The organism is Undibacterium sp. RuTC16W, assembly GCF_049339445.1.
Lineage (GTDB): Bacteria > Pseudomonadota > Gammaproteobacteria > Burkholderiales > Burkholderiaceae_D > Undibacterium.
On the sequence record NZ_JBMPPE010000004.1, the window covers coordinates 163,729 to 184,279 of the forward strand.

General features: G+C 50.4%; 13 protein-coding genes. 7 read left to right on the plus strand and 6 right to left on the minus strand.

The features are described 5' to 3' along the window. Positions 1–26 precede the first annotated feature (26 nt). Entirely contained in the window at positions 27–2,114 is a 2,088-nt protein-coding gene (locus ACO0K4_RS09670) for a M13 family metallopeptidase (protein WP_422956418.1), read from the plus strand. A gap of 219 nt (positions 2,115–2,333) precedes the next feature. Here the strand turns inward: ACO0K4_RS09670 and ACO0K4_RS09675 are convergent, their stop codons facing one another. From ACO0K4_RS09675 to cphA (ACO0K4_RS09690), 4 genes are all read right to left on the minus strand, one after another. Continuing rightward, complete coding sequence (locus ACO0K4_RS09675; protein WP_422956419.1) at positions 2,334–3,056, minus strand: sterol desaturase family protein; 723 nt, start codon at positions 3,054–3,056, stop codon at positions 2,334–2,336. Between the two features lie 183 nt (positions 3,057–3,239). Then, positions 3,240–3,506, minus strand: coding sequence for a hypothetical protein (locus ACO0K4_RS09680; protein WP_422956420.1), 267 nt, complete (start codon positions 3,504–3,506; stop codon positions 3,240–3,242). A 263-nt stretch (positions 3,507–3,769) separates the two neighbouring features. After that, complete coding sequence (gene cphA / locus ACO0K4_RS09685; RefSeq protein WP_422956421.1) at positions 3,770–6,340, minus strand: cyanophycin synthetase; 2,571 nt, start codon at positions 6,338–6,340, stop codon at positions 3,770–3,772. A 247-nt stretch (positions 6,341–6,587) separates the two neighbouring features. Then, the gene (gene cphA, locus ACO0K4_RS09690; RefSeq protein ID WP_422956422.1) at positions 6,588–8,774 is read right to left on the minus strand and encodes a cyanophycin synthetase; all 2,187 of its coding nucleotides are present in this window, start codon (positions 8,772–8,774) and stop codon (positions 6,588–6,590) included. A gap of 709 nt (positions 8,775–9,483) precedes the next feature. Here cphA (ACO0K4_RS09690) and ACO0K4_RS09695 point away from each other — a divergent pair. After that, a complete protein-coding gene (locus tag ACO0K4_RS09695; RefSeq protein ID WP_422956423.1) occupies positions 9,484–11,751 on the plus strand; it encodes an ABC transporter ATP-binding protein in 2,268 nt (755 codons plus the stop codon). 4 nt (positions 11,752–11,755) lie between these two features. Next, the gene (locus tag ACO0K4_RS09700; RefSeq protein ID WP_422956424.1) at positions 11,756–12,223 is read left to right on the plus strand and encodes a DUF1854 domain-containing protein; all 468 of its coding nucleotides are present in this window, start codon (positions 11,756–11,758) and stop codon (positions 12,221–12,223) included. Between the two features lie 298 nt (positions 12,224–12,521). Here the strand turns inward: ACO0K4_RS09700 and ACO0K4_RS09705 are convergent, their stop codons facing one another. Further along, complete coding sequence (locus ACO0K4_RS09705) at positions 12,522–13,040, minus strand: GNAT family N-acetyltransferase (protein ID WP_422956425.1); 519 nt, start codon at positions 13,038–13,040, stop codon at positions 12,522–12,524. A gap of 106 nt (positions 13,041–13,146) precedes the next feature. On the opposite strand from ACO0K4_RS09705, the gene pcaF reads away from it, so the two are divergent. Together pcaF and ACO0K4_RS09715 are read left to right on the plus strand one after the other, a co-directional pair. Continuing rightward, positions 13,147–14,346, plus strand: a complete 1,200-nt coding sequence (gene pcaF / locus ACO0K4_RS09710; protein WP_422956426.1) for a 3-oxoadipyl-CoA thiolase — start codon at positions 13,147–13,149, stop codon at positions 14,344–14,346. A 265-nt stretch (positions 14,347–14,611) separates the two neighbouring features. Continuing rightward, positions 14,612–15,598 carry a fumarylacetoacetate hydrolase family protein gene (locus ACO0K4_RS09715; protein WP_422956427.1) on the plus strand — a complete coding sequence of 329 codons (987 nt, stop codon included), beginning with the start codon at positions 14,612–14,614 and terminating at the stop codon, positions 15,596–15,598. A gap of 266 nt (positions 15,599–15,864) precedes the next feature. Here the strand turns inward: ACO0K4_RS09715 and ACO0K4_RS09720 are convergent, their stop codons facing one another. Continuing rightward, a complete protein-coding gene (locus ACO0K4_RS09720; RefSeq protein WP_422956428.1) occupies positions 15,865–18,147 on the minus strand; it encodes a patatin-like phospholipase family protein in 2,283 nt (760 codons plus the stop codon). A gap of 662 nt (positions 18,148–18,809) precedes the next feature. Between ACO0K4_RS09720 and ACO0K4_RS09725 the strand changes: the two genes are divergently transcribed. Further along, positions 18,810–19,751 carry a CysB family HTH-type transcriptional regulator gene (locus ACO0K4_RS09725; protein ID WP_422956429.1) on the plus strand — a complete coding sequence of 314 codons (942 nt, stop codon included), beginning with the start codon at positions 18,810–18,812 and terminating at the stop codon, positions 19,749–19,751. Next, positions 19,748–20,545 carry an HAD family hydrolase gene (locus ACO0K4_RS09730; protein ID WP_422956430.1) on the plus strand — a complete coding sequence of 266 codons (798 nt, stop codon included), beginning with the start codon at positions 19,748–19,750 and terminating at the stop codon, positions 20,543–20,545. Before ACO0K4_RS09725 ends, ACO0K4_RS09730 begins: the two co-directional genes overlap by 4 nt. Positions 20,546–20,551 lie beyond the last annotated feature (6 nt).

The following is a 20,551-nucleotide window of genomic DNA, read 5'->3' on the forward strand; positions in this document are numbered from 1 at the left end:
TATTTTAAAAAATCAGAGAGACCCATATGAAAAAAATCATGCACCACAATGCTCAATTACTGACGCTGCAACTGCGTCGTAGTGTGTTAGCCGTATCCTTGTGTGTATCCGCGATGTCCGGAGCGCATGCTCAGACTGCTGCGACCAACAGCCTAGTTTTAGAAGCGCAGACTATGGATAAAAAAATGGATCCTTGCACTAACTTTTTTGAATATTCGAACGGTACCTGGTTGGCGAATAATGCGATCCCTTCGGACCGCGCGCGCTATACCGCGTATGACGAAGTAACCGAGCGCAACCTGCTGGCGTTGAAGGCACTCGCAGAAGCAGCGGCATCTGCAAATCTTGATGGCAAGATAAAAAATCCAGTGACGCAACTGGTCGGTGCTTATTACCAGAGCGGCATGGACGAAGCACGTATCGAAGCCGAGGGTGCAAAGTCTCTGGCGGCTGAATTGGCTCAGATCGACGCGATTTCGGATCGCACTCAATTACTGGCGGTTATCGCCAGGCACCATCAGATCGGTGTCGGATCATTGTTTAATTTTTATGTCGATCAGGATGCCAAAAATACTAAACGCTATATTCCGCAAATTGTTCAGGGTGGCCTTGGTTTGCCAGATCGTGATTATTATTTAAAGACAGATGCCAAAACGCTGGAGATACGCAAACAGTATCAGAAGCATGTAGAGCATACGTTCACGTTGCTTGGCGATAGCGCCGAGGTCGCGAAACAAAACGCGGCTGCGGTCTTGGCACTCGAAACGCGACTCGCAAAAGCCTCAATGACCAAAGTCGCTCTGCGCGACCCGCAAGCGTCTTACCATTTGCTGACTGTAGCCGGACTGGCCAAACTTGATAGCAGCACTAAATGGGCAAACTATTTCAAAGACATCGGCCTCGCTGAACCAGCTGAATTCAATGTCGGTCAACCCAAGTTCATCGCTGAAGCAGGCCAGATGTTAAATACCTTGCCACTACCGCAATGGAAAACCTATCTGCGCTGGCAACTGGTGAACGCCCGTTCCAAAGATTTGTCTTCCGCATTTGTGAACGCAAATTTTGATTTCTATGGCCGTACGCTAGCCGGAACCAAAGAATTACAACCACGCTGGAAGCGTGTCCTGAGCACTTTGGATGTGAATGTTGGCGAAGCCTTAGGCGAGTTATACGTAGCCCAGTTCTTCGGTCCCGAAGCGAAAGCCGGTGTGCTGGAAATGGTCGATAACATCAAGCTGGCGATGCGTGACAGTATCAGTAAGCTTGAATGGATGTCGCCGGAGACCAAGAAGCAGGCTTACCGCAAGCTTGATACGATCGTCGTCAAGATTGGTTATCCCGATCAGTGGCGCGATTACAGCCAGCTCAAAGTCGACGCTACGTCGTACGCGGGCAATAACATGCGAGCCGCCGAGTTTGAATTTAAACGCAATCTCGCTAAACTAGGTAAGCCGATTGACCGCAACGAGTGGGGCATGACGCCACAAACGGTGAATGCGTATTACAACCCGACCATGAATGAAATGGTTTTTCCGGCAGGCATCCTGCAACCGCCTCTCTATCATGTCAAAGCAGATCTGGCGGCGAATTACGGCAATACCGGTGCGACGATCGGACATGAGCTGACCCATGCGTTTGATGATGAAGGTCGTCAATACGATGCCGATGGTAACTTGAAAAGCTGGTGGACCAAGGCTGACGAAAAAGCTTTCCTGAAGCGTGTCGTCGGCATTGAAAAACAATTCGATGAATTTAATCCTATCGACAAACTGCATATCAACGGCAAGCTGACCGCTGGTGAAAATATTGCCGATCTGGGCGGCGACAAAATCGCATTGCAAGCATTGCGCAATGCACTGAAAGTCAAACCGCAGGCAGCAGAAATTGATGGACTGACACCGGAACAGCGTTATTTTGTCGCGAACGCCCAAAGTTTCCGCGGCAAGATGCGTGATGAAAGCTTACGTTTGCAAATCGCGACCAACCCTCACTCGCCAGAAAAATACCGCGTGATCGGACCGATTGCCAATATGCCTGAATTCGCCGAAGCTTTTTCCTGCAGTCCGAGTAAGTCTCCATTACGCCCGGAAGCCAAGCGCGTAACGATCTGGTAATTATTTTTGTATTGAAAATATCAGTGATGCGCCAGTTCTGTTCACAGAGCTGGCGTGGGGTATTGCTGTTGGCGGCTGGTTGGTAAAGTCGTATGGTGGTTGATTTGGTGGAGTACTTTATGCATAGCAGCTGAGTTTTACGTCAAGTTTGTTACTGATTTATGTGTCAAATCTATGTGATTCCGGTACACACTCGAAGCAACAGATGAAAAAAATTGGTCAGGCGTTGACATCTTTTCCCATGAGCATTTCATAGACAAATTCGCCTTTGCCGTCAGCGAAGCCACAATTTTCAATGAATTCGTCGGGATTATGCCATGTGCCGAAAATGAGATCCCAAATTGGCAAACCATAATTCTGTGCGCGGTGATCAAGCTGGTGGTGAACACGATGCATTTCGGGACGTTGAATAAAATAAGCTAGCCAACGGGGAGATGCCGTATCTGAATGGATATATAGATTGAAAAGGCTAACATACAGAAGAGCCCAAGCCACAGATACAGCGCTTACGCCAAAAATTAAATAAGCTACTGCGCACGTAATAAAAGTAGCGGCTATGGAATCAAAGGGATGTGCATAGAAGGCTGTCAATGATTCTATTCTGCTTGGGCTATGGTGTAGCTGATGAAATATTCTCCATAAAAGGTCGCTTTTGTGCATTGCTCTGTGCCACCAATAAGCGATGAAGCTTGCAACAAAAAAAGTAAGCAAGCCGCTCAAACTAGGATGCATCGCTGATATGTTGATCAACGAATGCCCAGACAACCACGTCCGAAAAAAGTATCCGGCCCCAATCGCAGCGCTCATTTGGGTTAAATTTATGGCACCTGCCATGATTAGCCAGCGATTATCGCACTGTGCTTTCGATGCCGGGGCCATAACCTCTCTTACGAACAGTGCGACGAATGCGACACCAATAAGTACATATACGGCGAGATTCATTGATTTATACCCAACTGGTTATGTTTGCTAATCTGGTGTTTTAACGAAACTTTACATTTCAAGAGACCGTTTCCAATATTTTTCTGCTGCTTAGCATTTTAGTGATGTAGCAGATATTTATAGATAGCTCGTGATTGCCTACTCAATTGCAATTTAGTGTTATGAAAAACAAACACTTAAGAATCACATCTTTTCCATCTCTTCAGGATCCAGTGCAATCACATGTGTTTGCGGTAATCCTTTTTCATCGTGCCATTCTCGTACGACACACGCCTGACCGTATTCGTCTACGTCGACGATTTTAAAAAAATTGCCGATCATTGATTCGAACAAGATCCGCTCATCGGCTGGGAAGTTGTTAATAAAATCCTGGCTCAGACTGACGATGCGTACGATGTCGCCGATTGCAACGGCCTGGTTTTTGCAATCATGCAGGTTGGGATTGCTCATAAGAATTCCTGTTAGTTATTGTATTGCGACAGCAATTCTGATGTATTTAGCGCGTCAGAATTTGTGTATTTAAATACGTAATCCGCAAGCGGCATGCGCCTTGTGGCACGAAAATGGCCTGAGAGGCGCATACTGCTTGCGGATTATAATTTCGATTTCTGGCAATTCCTGTTTCTGCTTAGTGCAATGTTGCGTGTGTCGCTCAAGGAGTTTTTAGAAATCGCGATATGAGCCGCGGTATTACAGATATTTAAAATAAGGTATTAAGCTTCTGCAATACGCTTAGCAATATGTGCCAGAGCTTCTTCTACCTGATCGATCAGAATCAGACATAAGTCGCCTTCGCCCAGACGTGCCATCGCTGTGTCTATCGCTAAAAATTCACCATTAATTTCATCGATGACTTTGGTGCGGTTGGCGTTCGCTAAACCAGCCCGCAGCAAAGCGACTACTTCGCCATCGGCACGACCGCGCTGACATTGATCCTGATACAGCACTACGTCGTCAAATGCGTTACCGAGGATCTCTGTTTGTTGACGGATATCCTGGTCTCGACGGTCGCCGGCACCGCTGATTACTACCGAGCGGCGTTTGGCAGGCATGCTTTCCACTGCGCGAACCAAGGCCAAAATAGCATCCGGGTTATGGCCGTAATCGGCAATCAGCGTCGCGCCACGATAATTGAATAAATTAAAGCGGCCAGGTGCATTGTCGCTTTCGTTCGCAAAAGATTGTAGTCCTGCGTGAATCGCGTCCCAAGCAATGTTGACGCCCCAGGCCGCAGCCACAGAAGCCATGACGTTTTCGACCTGAAAGCCGATACTGCCGTTGCGTGTAATGGGAATATTGGCGAGTGGGATTTCGTGACGTTTTTTGCCTTCTACAGCGACTAAATTACTGCCTTCCACATAGACCACGCGACGCCCCTGGGCGCGATGTGTCGCCATAATCGGGTGTTGTCCATCGGCGGCAAAGAAGGTGATCGAACCATGGCAATTGCTCGCCATGCCAGCTACGATAGGGTCCGCCGCGTTCAATACTGCGACGCCATTGTCGGCAACATTTTGCACGATGACGCGTTTTAGAACCGCCAGATCTTCTACGGTGGTAATGTAGTTTAATCCAAGGTGATCACCCGAGCCGATATTCGTAACCACGGCAACCTGGCAGCGGTCAAATGCCAGGCCCTCGCGGAGGACACCACCACGGGCAGTCTCAAATACTGCCGCGTCGACGTCAGGATGCAAAAGCACATTACGGGCACTGCGAGGGCCGCTACAATCGCCACTATCGATGCGGCGACCTTCGATGTACACGCCGTCAGTATTGGTCATGCCGGTACGTAGTCCGCTCGCAGTCAGCAAATGCGCGATTAGACGCACAGTCGTGGTCTTGCCATTGGTACCAGTGACGGCAACGATAGGGATGCGACCATCATTGCCGTCTTCAAACATTGACGACACAATAGCTTCGCCAACCGCGCGGCCTTTGCCAAAAGAGGGTGAGAGATGCATGCGCAGACCCGGCGCTGCGTTGACTTCAACGATGCCGCCGTTCTGGTCTTCAATTGGCTTGAGCACACTGTCGCAGACCAGATCAACGCCGCAAATATCCAGGCCGACCATTTGTGCCGCAACTACTGCACGAGCCGCGACTTCTGGATGTACGTCATCCGTGACGTCGGTAGCAGCGCCGCCTGTGGAGAGGTTCGCGTTGTTACGCAAAATGACGCGTTGACCTTTGGCTGGGATGGAATCTGCGACCAGATCTTGTTTTGCCAGACTCGCCAGAGCGATGTCATCAAAGCGGATTTTTGTCAGCGAGGTCGCGTGACCTGTGCCTCGGCGTGGATCTTTATTGACCTGTTCTACGAGTTCGCGCACGGAGTGCACGCCATCTCCGACCACTTGTGGCGGATCGCGGCGAGCGGCGGCGATGAGTTTGTTGCCAACGACCAGCAGGCGGAAATCATTGCCGGGTAAGTAGCGCTCAACCAGAATATCGTCCCGGAATTCTGCTGCGGCATGATAGCCGGCTTCTAGCTGCTCACGTGTGGTGACATTCACCGTGACGCCTTTACCTTGATTGCCGTCTTTGGGTTTGACTACGACAGGCAGGCCAATTTCACAGGCGACTTTCCATGCATCATCAATATCGAGCACGGTACGGCCAAGCGGTACGGGCACGCCCGCAGCGTCTAACAATTTTTTGGTCAGTTCTTTGTCCTGTGCAATGGCTTCGGCGATTGCACTGGTGCCGTCCATTTCGGCGGCTTGTATCTTGCGCTGACGGCTGCCCCAGCCAAACATGACCAGACTGCCTTCGGTGAGGCGACGATAAGGGATGTTCCGGTCTACTGCCGCTTGCACGATGGAGCCAGTGGACGGTCCGAGCCTGACATCTTCATCAAGTTCCCTGAGCTGAGACAGCGCAGCAGCGAGATCAAATGCGGTGTCGCTGATTGCGCTTTGCACTAAATTTTCTGCCAGTTCGAGAGCCAGGCGACCGACGGCTTCTTCCGAATATTCCACCACGACCTGGAACGTGCCTGCTTCCAGGGTCTGCGTGGTGCGGCTGAATGTGACCGGACAGCCTGCTTGTGCCTGCAAACCAAGTGCTGCTAGTTCCAGCACGTGCGCCATGGGAATAGGTTCCTTATGACCAGTTGGTTGCAGGGGGCTTATTTCCGGGAAGCGGGCACGCAAGCGTACTTCGAATCCATTCATGTCGCCTACTGAGAGCTCTGCATTGCTACAACTGACAATCGCTTCAACAGCGGTGTGATGGCTCCAGAGATTGGGGCCGCGTAGCGCTCGTATGCGTGATACTTCCATAAACCTTCATCCTATCTTGATGGCTTTGCCAATGGTTTGTTTGCAAGGTAATCAATTTTGTCCGCCATTTCTGCGCAGTATTTTGCGCTAGCTTATATCGCCGGATTGACTACCTTTGTTTTTCGTCTGAGTTCGTCTGAATCTCGTTTATATATTGTTCGTTGCTTATTCAACGTTTGTTCGATTTCTGCTCGGCTCTAGACTTTTTACCAGTAATTTTCTACATTAATTTCTGCATTATTTTGCATTAATACGGAGATTTCTTTGGGCTGGAATCAAATGTTCGCAAGCCAGCAACGATAAAATCAGGTGAAATATCCAATGCCCAGGCGGCTGCAACGGCGGCCATGATGACTTCTGGCTGCGCTGCTTTACTTGGTTTTAATGTCGATAAAGCGAGTATTGCTGCTTCTTCTTGGCCGGTTGCCAGAATAATTTGCCCGTCGCGCAAGAATACAGCCCGCTCATTATTTGCACGGTGCTGAACAATGGCGTCTAATTCTGAATTGAGTCCGTAAAAAATTACTTTGCCATCGCAGAGCTCGGCCAGTTCAACCACCTGTGGCTGTGCTGCGTTCAGGACAGCGACGCCATCGGGCAACACCACATCGACCTGTGTGCGCATGACTTTGAACATCTGATCTGCGGCATCGATATAGAATTCACCGAGATCCGCATGTCCGTCCATGTCGGTCACAACCGCAACCTGACATTTATCGTAGGCTAGGCCTTCGCTCAGTATCATGTTGGCGTTTGTCTCAAATACTGCGGCTTCGACAGAACGGTTCAGTAACAGGCGTTGACTTGCTTCCCATTGCGTGCAATCAGTTTTGGCAACTTGGCGCTGATCCAGGAACAGACCTTGATTGCAGGCGACACCGGTGTGTTTGCCCGTCACATGGATCAGACTGGCGATCAGGCGTGCGATCAGGCTGGTGCCTTGTGTTTTTGAACCGGCGACACCGATGACCGGGATGCGGCCGCTTTCTTCTTCTGCAAACAGGTGCGCAATAATCGCGGTGCCGACAGGGCGCGGCTTGCCTTCTGCAGGTTTAAGATGTGCCAGTAAACCGGGGCTGGCATTGACTTCAATGATGGCGCCGCGTTGTTCTTCCAATGGTCGGGAAATATCCTCAGCAACCAGATCAATACCAGCAATATCCAAACCGACAACGCGGGCAGCTAAGGCCGCCGCTTCAGCGATGGAGGGATGCACATCGTCTGTGACGTCAAAGGCGACATTGCCGTTAGGCTGTATCAAGACTTTTTGTCCGGCTAGTGGGATGGAATATGCGGTAAAGCCCTGACGTTCCAGTTCCAGAATAATTTCAGCCCCTTTTTCTGGCGCCAGAGCATTCAGCGGGGAGTCTTCATTCGTGCCGCGACGCGGATCGGTGTTGATCTGGTCGTCGACTAATTTGATGATATTGGAACTGCCATCACCAGTCACCCATAAGGCTTCGCCTTTTGCAGCAGCAACCAGGCGTTTTCCGACGACTAATAAGCGATGTTCGTTACCCGTAATAAAGCGTTCAACAATCACGCTCTTGCTATCACCTTTGCGTGCTGCCAGATGATAGGCGGCATGCACATCGGCTTCTGTCATCAGGTTTAGCGAGACGCCGCGACCATGGTTGCCGTCATAGGGTTTTACTACGACCGGTACGCCAATGTCTTCGGCAGCTTCCCAGGCTGCTTCGGCACTTTTGACTAGGCTGCCCTCCGGCACCGGTACGCCACAGGATTGCAATAAGGATTTTGTTAAATCTTTGTCGCTGGCGATGCTCTCGGCAATCGCACTGGTGCGGTCAGTTTCTGCGGTCCAGATGCGGCGCTGTGCCGCGCCATAACCTAATTGCACCAGATTACCTTCAGTTAAGCGGATCGATGGTATTTTGCGATCGGTCGCTGCATCAACAATATGTGCGGTTGATGGGCCTAGGCAGAGCGAGTCAACCATGTCACGCAGCTCAACCAGCTTCGCCTCCAGATCGAAAGGTGTATCTTCAATCGCCGCCATTAACAAGTCACGGGCAACCGCCAGAGCGGCTTTGCCGACTTGTTCTTGCCGGGTACGGAACGCCATTTTGTACACGCCAGTCTCAGACGTAGAGCGAGTCTGGCCGAAGCCGGTGCGCATACCTGAGAGATTTTGCAATTCAAGAACGACGTGCTCCAGAATGTGTCCGGCCCAGGTACCTTCTTTCAATCGTTCCAGAAAGCCACCGCGTTTGGCCTCGCTGCAACGATGCTCAACCAGACCTGGCAACCAGGCAGTCAGTCGCTCATACAGACCGGGGAGGGTATTCGAGGGAAAATCTTCCAGCGTTCCTATATCTAGCCAGGCTTCGATCACAGGGCGATAAGTCCAGATATTAGGTCCGCGTAAGTGGGTCACACGGAGAAATTCTATGTCTTTCTTCTTCGTTGTCATGTATTTAATTTCTTGATAGCAGAACGTTTTTTTCGTTCTTAAATCTCTCAGAGGCTTGCACTTGCGACTGAAACTTATATTGAGTGAATCCAGATCATGACATCTTAGCTGGCTTGATCTATTTCTCCAGCGAACTTGTCGCTACGGCTACTAATATTGGTAACCAGTATTAGTAATATATCAGGAGCCATTTTAGCGAATCTGCATTTTAACGTTGAATATCGTTGAATCACTGCATATCGATTCAATATAAGGTCGTTCGGTTCAAGCTCCTAAGTGAGTTTTTTCGGGGTGGATCAGGGTTGTTATAGACCAATTTCGCCATTGCAGAGAACGCTTGCTGGTATACTTGTGCCAATTTTTCGCACTATCGTGTCAATTTTTGCATCTTCTTGGTCAGGTTTTTGTCCGAAATTTTTGTTTCGATAGAATACCGTAAATTAATGCTCTAGTGATATGTTGGATGAGCTAGTCTCATCGTGAAAAGCATCTAATTGCCTTTATTGATGCGGTATTGATGGATTTTCAGCATCCGATTTCGACATGGCTTGGCATTAACGCGAGCATTCTGTTCTTTTAGAGCGTGGAATAGATACAGAATTGTGTGGATGTCGTATCACTCTGCAAACCAAGATATCAATGATGATCTAAGTCTAAGCGATTTACTTTTTATACCCATTTTTTGCCATAAATTCGGGCCAGTCAAACGATGACAACACAACAATTAAGCGCCGATCCGCAAGTCGAACATTCACTTGCTTCACTACCGGGCCACTGGCGCTCAGAGATTCGGCAGCAACTTTCCACAGACGAAAACGTTTTAAGTGCCGTTGAGGTTGACCTTGACGGTCGATTGCATTTTGTTAAAGGGTTGTTGGTCGTGACCAGTCAGCGTCTGCTGGCACGCGCTCCCGGTGAAACGGCATGGCAAGCCTGGCATTACCAGAAAGGATTGAAACTCCATCATCATGATCATGCTGGTGTCGGTCATTTGGAGTTGTTCGACGATAGCGGGCGACTGGCAAGCTGGTGTTTTACCCTCGGACAAAATCTGCTGATGATCCGTCTGATGGATCAGTTTAAAGAGCAGTTGCACAGCCACGTCACCGGCATGCCGGTAGAGAAGGCCGAGCAAAATATTTGTCCGACCTGCAAAGCACCGTTGGAACCGGATCAGGACGAGTGTCCAATTTGCACTAAAGTAATTTACACGCCGCCATCGACCTGGACTTTATTCCGCCTGTGGCGTTTTGCGCATCCGTATCGCTGGCAATTGCTGGCCGGTTTCAGCCTGATGTTGCTTGGTACCGGCGCTCACATGATTCCGCGTTATCTGACCAAGCCGCTGACCGATGAAGTACTGATTCCATATCAGAACGGGCAGCATGTCGATCCGCATCTGGTGAGCTTGTATATCGGCGGTTTACTGGGCTCTGCCGTGCTCGCCTGGTTATTGAGTTGGGGAAAAACCTATATTCTGGCGCTGGTTTCTGAGCGTATCGGTGCCGACCTGCGTACCACTACCTATCAGCATTTACTGAAATTATCCCTGGAATATTTTGGCGGAAAACGTACCGGCGATCTGATGTCGCGTATCGGTAGTGAAAGTGACCGGATTTGCGTGTACCTGTCCTTGCATTTACTCGATTTTGCAACAGACGTCTTGATGTTCGTGATGACAGTAGTCGCCTTATTGCAAATCAATACCAAGCTCGCCCTGGTGACTTTGTTACCGCTACCAATTATTGCCTGGATGATTCATCTGGTGCGTGACAAATTGCGTACCGGTTTTGAAAAAATTGACCGTGTCTGGGGCGAGGTCACGAATGTGCTGGCAGATACGATCCCTGGCATCCGCGTAGTTAAAGCCTTTGCGCAGGAAAAACGTGAAGCTGTGCGTTTCCGTGAGGCGAACAAACATAATCTGGCTGTCAACGACAAGTTGAATAAAGTCTGGTCCCTGTTTTCTCCGACCGTCTCGTTCTTAACTGATCTCGGTATTCTGGTGGTCTGGGCGTTTGGTATCTGGCAGGTATCACATAACGAAATTACGGTCGGTGCGCTGGTCGCGGCGGTGGCGTTTATCAGTAATTTTTATGGCCGTATTGATTCCATGAGCCGTATCGTGTCCGTCACGCAAAAATCGGCGTCTGCGGCCAAACGTATTTTCGATATTCTTGATCACGTATCCAGCGTGCCCGATCCGCAGCAACCTGTCAAAGTGAACGAAGTCAAAGGTCAGATTGACTTGCGTGAAGTCGGCTTCCGTTATGGCAATCGCGCTGTGAATCGCGGCATTAATTTATCCATCAAGCCGGGTGAAATGATCGGCCTTGTCGGGCATAGTGGGTCCGGTAAGAGCACTCTGGTCAATCTGATTTGCCGTTTCTACGATGTCTCAGAGGGCGCGATCCTGCTTGATGGCGTCGATATCCGTTCGTTTGCGGTATCCGATTATCGTCAGAACATTGGTTTGGTATTGCAGGAGCCTTTCCTGTTCTTTGGCACGATTGCCGACAATATCGCCTATGGCAAGCCAGATGCGACACGTGAGGACATCGTTGCCGCAGCGCGTGCTGCTCATGCGCATGAATTTATTTTGCGTTTGCCACAAGGGTATGACTCGATGGTGGGCGAGCGCGGGCAAGGACTTTCTGGCGGTGAGCGTCAGCGTATCTCGATTGCACGTGCCTTGTTGATCGATCCGCGTATTTTGATTATGGATGAGGCAACATCCTCAGTCGATTCAGAGACGGAAAAAGAGATTCAGAAAGCACTCGATAATCTGGTAAAAGGCCGTACCACGATTGCGATTGCGCACCGCCTGTCGACATTGCATAAAGCTGATCGGCTGGTCGTACTCGACCGCGGTGTGGTGGTCGAAGTAGGTAGTCACGATGATCTGATGGCAAGCGAAGGAGCTTATTTCCGTCTGTATCAGGCACAGGCACGTAATGCAAATCTCGGTGGAGGATAATAAGATGAACGATCAATTTCAACTCAGCCGTAACAACTTCGGCCATCTGGTATTAATTACCGCCAGCGGCGAGATGCATGACCATGTCAGCCCCGTGCGTGCCTTTCCTATCCAGACGCCGGATGAGGGTATCTCAATGGTGTTGCAAGATGGACAGGAAGTCGCCTGGATTGCGAAACTCAATGAGTTGCCGGAGTCAGTGCGCGTGCTGGTCAATGAGGAGCTGGTGGGGCGTGAGTTTATGCCGGAGATCCAGCACATTCTTAGCGTTACCAGCTATGCCACGCCCTGTACCTGGAATGTTAAAACTGATCGCGGTGACACAGCGTTTGTACTGAAGGGTGAAGAGGATATTCGCCGCATAGGCAGAACCTCGTTACTGATTGCCGATAATCACGGCATTCACTTTCTGGTCAGGGACATGTTTGAGATAGACAAGCACAGCAGAAAAATACTGGATCGCTTTTTGTAGAAAATTCTTGCCGTATTGAGGTAATAAGTCATTCGCTTAGTCTTAAGGTGGTCTTCTCATTGTCGCAAAAAAATGCCTACAGGCATACCCTGGCTACACTGTATTAACCTGCACTAAGCGAACCTTAGTCCTATATTTATGGCTACTTCACTGAGATGCTGCGATCCAGAGGAAAACCGGGTTTAACTAAGGCTCGATGACGGGTAAATTTTATTGCCGATTTACTTTGTCATCTTTTTTTCCTGTTATCCGTTCCTGGAACCTGAAGTAAATTTTCGTGCATTCAAACTAATGCATATTAGTTAAAGTCGTGTGTATAGAATTTACTGACTTCTTCTTTGCCATTACGCGTCAAGCGGATAATTTTTTCAAAGCGAAAACCGATTTTTTCCAGTAAATGTGATGAGCGCGCGTTGTCGGGTGCTGTAATAGCAACCAGACGCTGAATTCCTAATGTCTCGTGGGCGTATTGCATCACGGCGCTGGCCGCTTCTCTGGCCAAACCTTGTCCGGCAAAAGCGGGCAGAAACGCATAGCCGATATCAACATTCTCCAGGCCATCTCGTTTGATTAAACCGCAAATGCCAGTTGGCCTGGCTTCTGTGTGTAACTCAACGAGATACAAACTAAAACCCAGTTGCGCCTGCATCGCCATCGGGCCTTGCTGAATCGATTCTTTCGCCGCGTCAACCGTCCGTATTCCTTTATCGCCGATGTTGCTGATGTAGGACGGGTCATTGATGAGCTTCAGATAAAATTCAGCGTCATCGCTGCTGATCGTGCGTAACTTCAGGCGAGCTGTCTCAAGAATATCCATAGTTTTTCTTTTACTCTGAACGGAAAGATGAATTCTTTTTGATTGTAGCAATCAATTGGATTCGGCATCATCTGATATTGACCTTACACCATTCCGAAAGATGTTTATGACCGCCTATATTTGTGATGCAGTCCGCACTCCGATCGGACGATATGCCGGGATTTTCAAAGATGTACGTCCTGATGATTTAGGCGCAATTCCTTTGCGCGCGCTGATGCAGCGGCAGCCGCAGGTCGACTGGTCTCAGTTGGATGAGGTGATTTTTGGTTGTGCGAATCAGGCAGGTGAGGACAACCGGAATATCGCCAGGATGTCTGCCTTATTGGCTGGCTTGCCCATCACAACCGGTGCGGCGACCATCAATCGCCTGTGTGGCTCGGGTATGGATGCGGTAGGCAGCGCCGCACGGGCAATCAAGGCGGGCGAAATTACGCTGGCAATTGCGGGAGGGGTAGAGTCTATGACGCGTGCACCAATGGTGATGGGGAAATCCGAATCCGCTTTCTCGCGCCATGCCGCAATTTTTGACACCACCATCGGCTGGCGCTTTATCAATCCTCAGATGCGCGCTTTGTACGGGGTTGATGCCATGCCAGAGACCGCTGAAAACGTGGCCATCGATTATCAGATCAGTCGCGCTGATCAGGATGCATTTGCACTGGCAAGTCAGCAAAAAGCTTTGCAGGCGCAGGCGAACGGTGTGCTGGCAGAGGAAATTATTCCGGTGAGTTTGGTGCAAAAAAAAGGCGATCCTTTGGTATTGACCCAGGACGAGCATCCGCGTGCAACGACTTTAGAATCGCTGAGTAAGTTAAAAGGCGTGGTCAGGCCTGATGGCAGTGTGACTGCCGGTAACGCGTCCGGGATCAATGACGGTGCCTGTGCGTTGTTGCTGGCATCCGAGAGTGCCTTGCGGCACTACGGTCTTACGCCCAAAGCCCGTATTCTTGGCATGGCAACTGCTGGTGTTGCGCCGCGCATCATGGGCATCGGCCCGGTACCTGCGGTACAAAAGGTCTTGGCGCTGACGGGGCTCAGTTTGTCACAAATGGACTGGATAGAATTGAATGAGGCATTTGCGGCGCAGGGCCTGGCCGTATTGCGTCAGTTGGGCTTGAAGGACGATGATGTGCGGGTAAATCCGAATGGTGGCGCGATTGCTCTGGGGCATCCGCTTGGGATGAGTGGCGCGCGGCTGGTCACGACGGCAATGCACCAGTTACAGCGTTCTGGCGGCAGATATGCTTTATGTACGATGTGTATTGGTGTCGGGCAAGGTATTGCCATTGTGATTGAGCGCGTCTGAACAATGACCTAAAGCTGAATCACAAAGCCACGCTCTTGCCTCCTGCTTATAAAGTGCAGGGAAATACAGATAAATGGCAGTAGTAGGGGTTCCATTAAATATCGATGTCAAAGCGAATCCGAGAGTCCATACACCAACTGATGCGGACCCACCAATACGGCTCACCAATCGTCTCTGCATTCGTCTCCTCCCACTCCTGACATATTGGGAGATAAGGCATGGCAAGGTAAAATGCTCGCAATTTAACAGAAATGAAATCCAATTTATGAAACTCGCAACCCTGAAAGATGGTTCCCGTGACGGTCAGCTGGTGATCGTTTCCCGCGATTTAAAAACCGCGATGATGGCGGATGGCATGGCACCGACTTTGCAGCGCGCACTCGATGACTGGAACTTCATCGGACCGCAATTGCAGGAGGCGTATGAGCGGTTGAATGCGGGTCGGGCGACAAATACATTTGATTTTGATCCCGCAAAATGCATGGCACCCTTGCCACGTGCTTTTCAATGGGCGGATGGCTCGTCCTATGTGAATCATGTCGAGCTGGTGCGCAAGGCACGTAATGCTGAGATGCCAGAAAGCTTCTGGCATGATCCGCTGATGTATCAGGGCGGCAGCGATGACTTTATCGGTCCGAAAGACGATATCGAATTAGGCTCAGAAGACTGGGGTATCGACTTCGAGAGCGAAATCGCGGTGATCACAGGCGACGTGCCTATGGGTGTCAAAGTGCAACATGCTGCGGAGCATATCCGCCTGCTGATGCTGGTGAACGATGTCTCGCTGCGCAATCTGATTCCGGCGGAACTGGCTAAAGGCTTTGGCTTTTTTCAATCGAAACCGGCATCGAGTTTTTCACCCGTTGCGGTGACGCCGGATGAGCTCGGCGACGCCTGGAAAGACGGCAAAGTTCACCTGCCGTTGCGTTCAAGCTGGAACGGCAATCTGGTCGGTCAGCCCAATGCAGGCGTGGATATGGTGTTCTCGTTCCCGCAACTGATTACGCACTTATGCAAGACCCGTAACGCCCGCGCCGGCACGATTATCGGCTCAGGGACTGTATCGAACAAGGATGCGGCAAAAGGTTATAGCTGCATCGCCGAGCAGCGTGCGTTGGAAATGATTGCGCACGGTGAGGCGACCACCTCTTTCATGAAATTCGGTGACAGCATCAAGATTGAGATGCTGGATAAAAACGGGAAGTCGATTTTTGGTGCGATTGATCAGAGCGTGGTAGAGATCGCCAGATAATCTGTATTGACCAACATTAGTCCACATCGATCCGTGTCATCGTCATTGGCCGAGACCTTGAGTCAGCAGAGTCGCCGCTGGTCTGAGGTCTGAGATCTGAGAACAGGAACGTACGCTTAGTTCAGTTGCTTGAAAAACACTTGCTTGAAAAACCATAAGGGGAAATATACTCCCCTTATTTTTTTATTAAACAGGCTATTTCCGCACTGTTTTATTAGGCGTGTAAAATATACTCTACCCTAGTATGTAAATTATCCAATATCGCTTCATTGACGTCCAAGCTGGAAGAAAACGTTTCTGGCACCTGCCGGACCAGCCGCGACACCCAGATAAATCGGCCCCATAAAGCTATTAAAACCGGCAAACAAGCTCGCGCTTTTTCGCAGGGATGACAGCGCTATCTCGTTCTTGGTATTCCAGACATTACCAGCTTCGAGCGAAGTTCCGAGGAACAGACTTTGTCCCGCCAGATCAAACTTCACTGCGCGCAGCAGATACGTGGCGCTGCCGTATAGCATGTAATTACCGGCAAACTGGTCTGGCTGATATGCTGACAATTGCTGAAAACCACCCAGAGTCGAACCTATGCCGCGGATCTCGGTATCGTGCTGAAACAAGCCGGAGCCATTGAATTTGAGGTTGATACTATGGTTGCCAATACTCTGTGCCCAGGTGCTGTTGAATGAAAATTCTTGAAAATTAGTGCGGGTTTTATCGGCGCCGATAAACAGGTTGCTGCCTAATTTATAGCCATAGCGCGGGAAAGTTGGATCACTGAGCTGATCAATCACGAACGAGGATTTGATGCCGACTTGTTGCAAGTCGGCGCTCGGCAGCGGTGCCGAAACAAAATCGCCCGCCGCATTCACCAGCAACAGGCTGCCCAGTTTTGGCCTGACGCGATAGTGATTCAGTCCCAGGCCGATTCTGACTTCACCCAGCATACTTTGCTCACCCAAAGGGAGCGCCAGATCGATACCTGCCTGCTCGCTGCGGAAATTATATTCGGCGATGCGGGTATCGCCGTTATAAAAATTCCGGGTATTTTGTCCCAGCTCCAGATATGGCGCGACGAACATACCTTCGCGTTCGAACAAAGGCTGACGCAACTCGGTGCGCAAGCGGATGACATTGCCGAACTCAACGTCGTTACGCCACTCCAGGCCGCTGTCGGTCAGCCATGGACGGCGGTGGCCGACTTGCAGACGGAAGCCACCTGCACCCTCAAAGCCGCTGGATAAGGCCAGGCCAAAACGTAAAAAATGCGGCCCCCAATTACGTCCCTTGGCATTGATGCGCACACCGTATTCCCCGTCGCGCTGGATCAGCTCATGATTGATACTGTCGTATTCGCGGGAGATATTCATCAGGGCGAGTTTGCGGTTAATTTCTTCGGCATTGTACTTGCTGCCTTTTTGGATCGAAATCTGACGGCGGATATCGCTTTCAGGAATCGATCCATTGGTGTCAATGTCGATAAAGCTGATATCAATGCTCGGCAGTTGCGGACGCAGGCGCGCTTGCTGTCTGGCCACATACAGATGCGGTTGCAGACTCAGCGCGGAGAGTTTTTCCTGAATACCTTGTGCGGCGACCTGACCGATGACGGAGGCTTCCGATGCCCGTCCAAAATCCATAAAACTGATGGTGCCGAGATCGGGTTCGATCAAAATATCGTTGGGACGCAATGATGCTTTTTGTGCTTCGACGTTTTGTTCGGTCAGGATATTCACCATCTGCTGACTGACATTAAACAGGGATTGGAGTTTGTCGCGTGGTAGTAAAGGCGTCCCGATATTCACCGCAATCACGATGTCTGCACCCATGCTGCGGGCAATGTCGACGGGGAGATTGCGCACCAGACCGCCATCGGTCAGCAGGCGGCCATTGACTTCGATCGGGGCAAATACCCCAGGTGCGGCCATACTTGCGCGGATCGCGGTGTGCAGCGGCCCTTGGTCGAATACGACCATTTTGCCACTCTCCAGATCAGTCGCAACCGCCCTGAAAGGAATCGGTAAGCGATCGAATGTGATATCGGGCTGGATATGGATCGTCCAGTTTTGCAGCAACTCCAGAAATTGCGTCGCCTGCACGGCACCGGTCGGCAAGCGCACGCCGCTGGCGCTCAGCCCCAACGTCGCACCGAGCGGGTATTGGGTATCTTCTTCCCTAATTGCCTGGGGTAAGACTCGGCGCTCGACCCGGTCCAGCGCGACGTCATTGAGCTTCAGTGCTTCGAGTTTTTGCTCAATTTCTGTAGCGGACAGTCCGGCTGCATATAAGCCGCCAACGACCGCTCCCATGCTGGTGCCAGCGATACAGTCGATCGGCACATTCAAGGCTTCCAGAGTTTTTAATACGCCGACATGCGCAAAGCCACGCGCACCGCCGCCGGACAGGGCAAGGCAGATTTTTGGAGCTTTGTCGGTTTTGGTATCAGCTTTATACAAGCTAAGCCGCTCGGCCTGAGCGCTGCTACCTAGCAGAGCGGACAAAGTGATGATGAAACCTAGCACAGGACGTGAAGACAGATACAGTGGGCGCATAACGATTAGGGGAGCTATCTAAGAATGAGAAGCAGAATTCTGGAAGTGGTCGTTATAGCATAATAAATGCTTCCAGCTATGTCATCCATGATGAGGATGTGTCAGCAGTGTCCTCGTATCTATTATCATTTTAAAAACTGATCCGCATGTTATATGCGCCTCTCAGGCCAATATGCCTTGGAAAGCCGCATTCAGCCTGCGGATTTAATTTTGAGGGGCTTCCATAAATTTTCACACTAAAAAATCACATTGACAGGAATTACGCAAAAACAAGATCTCACATCATAGAAACACGGAGACACAGAAACACGGACACACAGAGATAGGGCAGGAAGAAGCGGTAATGCCCTTCAGTAAAACCCTAAACTTAAAGCCGTCATTCCTGCGCAGGCAGGGACACAGTGTCTTTTGTCAACGACAACACTCGATTCCAGCCTTCACCGGCATAAGGAAACAAAGGGCACGGTTTAACTGAGCGGCATTTCCGCTATCGCAGGGTTTTCAGATACAAACGACGCATTCATACCGAACTGCCATGATTAGAATGTATACTGGCGCCAGTTAGCAAGTTTGTAAAAATCAAAGCATCACGATTGACTGACCCAATTGCCAGGATTTTGCCAGATTGCGCAAAAACGAATCCGAACCCCTAAGGCCACTCCATGAACCTACACCAACTGCGCTTTGTTCGCGAAGCTGTGCGGCAAAATTTTAATCTGACCGAAGCTGCCAAAGCGCTGTTCACCTCTCAACCAGGTGTATCCAAGGCCATTATTGAGCTGGAAGAGGAGTTGGGCGTAGATATCTTTACTCGTCATGGCAAGCGTATCCGCGGCCTGACCGAGCCGGGACGCGCCGTGCTGAAGTCCGTTGAGCTGATCATGCAAGAGATTGATGGACTCAAACGCATCGGTAAAGAATATGCAGCGCAGGATACTGGCAGCTTCACCATTGCGACCACTCATACGCAGGCACGCTATGCCTTGCCGAAGGTGGTGCAGGCGTTTATGCAAAAGTATCCCAAAGTCCGGCTCTCGCTATTACAAGGCAATCCCAAGCAAATCGCCGAGATGGTCATGCGCGATCAGGCCGATCTGGCAATCGCGACCGAGGCAATTGCGGGTATTGACGGTTTGATTTCTTTGCCGTGCTACCAGTGGGAGCATGTGGTGGTGGTGCCGCCAGATCATCCTCTGCTGAAGAGCAAGAGTGTTACTCTGGAAGAGATTGCGCATTACCCGCTGATTACGTATGACAGCGCATTTGCGGGGCGAACCAAGATCGACCATGCGTTTGAGATTCGTCATTTAAAACCCGATGTCTTGCTCGAAGCGATTGATGCTGACGTGATCAAGACCTATGTGGAATTAGGGATGGGTGTCGGCATTATTGCCGGTATGGCGTTTGATGCTGAGCGCGATAAAGAGCTGCGGTCGATCCCGGTCGGTCATCTGTTTGGCATGAATGTATCGCGGGTGGCGGTGAAGCAGGGTGCCTATTTGCGCAGCTATATTTATACCTTTATCGAACTGATGACACCGACCTTAAACCGCAAACTGATTGATCAGGTGATGCAGGGCGGTAAGGATACCTACGACCTATGAGTATGCAACCGTTGTCGGATTGGCCGCAAGAAGAGCGCCGCCAGATACGCGGCATACTGACCGATATCGACGACACCCTGACGAAGCACGGTAGCCTGAGTGCCCCGGTGCTTGATGCGATACAAAGAGCGCGGCAGGCTGGTTTGAACGTGATAGCTGTAACTGGCAGACCGACTTACTGGACCCTGCCTTTGCTGCGCTTATGCAGTTTTGATGCGGTCATTGCTGAAAACGGTGCCAGTGCATTTTGGCGGGACTCGCAAGGGCGTGTACAGTCAATGTTCTATGCAGATGACATAATTCGGCAGCAGCATCGCCAGCAATTGCAGACATTTGCTAGCGTAATGACGTCCCATTTTCCGCATGTACAGCTTGCCGATGATGCGGCGATGCGGGTCGGCGATCTGGCATTTGATATCGGTGAGCATATTGCGCCATTACCAGCCGCAGAATTGCAACAAGTCGCGGATCTGATCCGCAGCAGCGGATTTTTTGCGACGACCAGTAGTATTCATGCTCACGCATCACTTGCGAGTTTTTCGAAACAGAATATGAGTCAGCGAGTATTGCATGAGGTATTTGGTATCGCAGACGAGGCGGCGCGGCAGACGTATGTTTTTATCGGCGATTCTGCCAATGATGCGAGCATGTTTGCGCATTACCCGCACTCGGTCGGCGTGGCAAATATACGCTTGTCATTAGACCGCTTTGACGCTCATCCCCGCTATGTTTGCCAGGAGAGTCATGGTGCCGGATTTGTAGAATTAGTGGATGCGCTGATCGCGTCATCCTGATTGAAA